The 1,650-nt window shown below is 75.2% G+C and carries 3 protein-coding genes; 2 read left to right on the top strand and 1 reads right to left on the bottom strand.

Features of this window, described 5'->3' with window-relative positions; genetic code table 11:
• Window positions 1-202, top strand: a 202-nt coding sequence (locus tag ABZ641_RS36370) for a helix-turn-helix transcriptional regulator (protein ID WP_359988786.1), incomplete at its 5' end; no start/stop codon positions are given.
• Window positions 203-220: 18 nt separating this feature from the next.
• Here ABZ641_RS36370 and ABZ641_RS36375 read toward each other — a convergent pair.
• Entirely contained in the window at window positions 221-1,126 is a 906-nt protein-coding gene (locus ABZ641_RS36375) for an alpha/beta fold hydrolase (protein ID WP_359988788.1), read from the bottom strand.
• 182 nt (window positions 1,127-1,308) lie between these two features.
• Here ABZ641_RS36375 and ABZ641_RS36380 point away from each other — a divergent pair.
• Window positions 1,309-1,650: Gfo/Idh/MocA family oxidoreductase (locus tag ABZ641_RS36380; protein WP_359988790.1), on the top strand; the 342-nt coding region annotated here is incomplete at its 3' end.

The raw sequence follows: 1,650 nt of genomic DNA on the forward strand, positions 1-1,650 counted from the left end.
AGGCCGACGAGGGCCGCGCGAGCGGGAGGTGCTGGCGCTGATGGCCGAGGGCAGGTCCAACGCGGCGATCTGCCGCGAGCTGGTGGTGTCCGAGGCGGCCGTCGGCAAGCACATCGGCAACATCCTGATGAAGCTGGACCTGCCCCCGGCGGAGGAGACCCACCGGCGGGTCCTGGCGGTGCTGGAGTTCCTCCGGGCCTGAGCGGCGAGCCGGTGGCGCTCACCCGGCCGGGCCCTCCCCGGCAGGGTCTTCCCCGGTGAGGTCCGCCCCGGCAGGGTCCTCCGCGGCGGCGGTGTGGTCGAGGACGGCCCGGACGACCGTCGGCCAGTCGGCCCGGTCCAGTCCGTGGCCGGCGTCCGGCAGGGTCAGGAGCCGCGCACCGGGGATCCGCTCCGCGAGGTCCTCGCCGTGCGGGAGCGGGAACATCGGGTCGGCCGTCCCGTGGACCACCAGCACGGGCACGGCGATCGAGGAGAGCGGTGCCCGGGTGGGGCCGCCCTCCGGCAGCGCGTCGTGGTTGCGGGCGGCGGCGATGTCACGGGCCCGCCCGACCTCGCGGCGGGCCAGGTCCCGGACGGCGGCCTCGTCGAACGGACGCCGGCCCCCGGAGAGCAGGCGGGCGTACGCGACCAGGTGGCCGACCAGTGCGTCGGCGTCCGAGGGACCGGGGCCCGCGGCCGCGAGGAAGGCCATGAGCTCCTCGGCCGGCGCGGGCAGCGCCTGGTCGCCGGGCACGGCGGAGGAGGTGCTGATCAGGACGAGGGAGAGGACGCGGCCGGGGTCGTCGAGCGCGAGCAGCTGCGCGAGCGCCCCGCCGGCCGAGACGCCCACGACATGGGCGGCCGGGATGCCGTGGCCGTCGAGCACCCGGGCGGCGTCGGCGACCAGGTCCGCGCCGGTGTAGCCGGGGCGGCCCGGCGGGTAGGTGGTCGAGCGGCCGGTGTCGCGGTGGTCGTAGCGGATCACGAAGCGGCGGCCTCCGGAGAGTAGCCGGCAGAAGCCCTCCTCCCACCAGAGCATCGAGGCGCCGATGCCCATGACGAGCAGGACGGGCGGATCCGCCGGGTCGCCGAAGGACTCGGTGCACAGCTCGACGCCGTCCCCGCCGACCGTCCGCTCGACCATCGCCGCGCCTCCTCCCGTGTCCCTCCATGGTGCCCGCACCACGGCAGCACCGGAATCTGACGGTCCGTCGGGCTCGATCTCCGGTATCCGGACTGCTCAACGGCATGGCTGGCATATGCTGCTGGGCGGCCCGGCCCCGACCACCCGGCAAGGGGGCCACCGCACCCTCAGCAGGAGAGCCCGTGAGCCACGACCACGACATCGACCCCGCACCCTTGCCGGTGGCGGTGATCGGCCTCGGCGACATCGCTCAGAAGGCCTACCTCCCGGTGCTCACCGCCCAGCCGGGCCTCGACCTGCGGCTGATGACCCGCGACCGCGCCAAGCTGGACCGCCTCGGCGACGCCCACCGGATCCAGCACCGCTACACCGACCTCGGCGAGGTCATCGACAGCGGGATCCGGGCCGCCTTCGTGCACGCCTCCACCAGCCAGCACGTCCCGATCGTCGAGCAGCTGCTGACCGCCGGCGTCGACGTCTACGTGGACAAGCCGCTGGACCACACCCTGGACGGCGCCCGCCGG

This window comes from Kitasatospora sp. NPDC007106 (assembly GCF_040634455.1).
Classification (GTDB): Bacteria; Actinomycetota; Actinomycetes; order Streptomycetales; family Streptomycetaceae; genus Kitasatospora; species Kitasatospora arboriphila.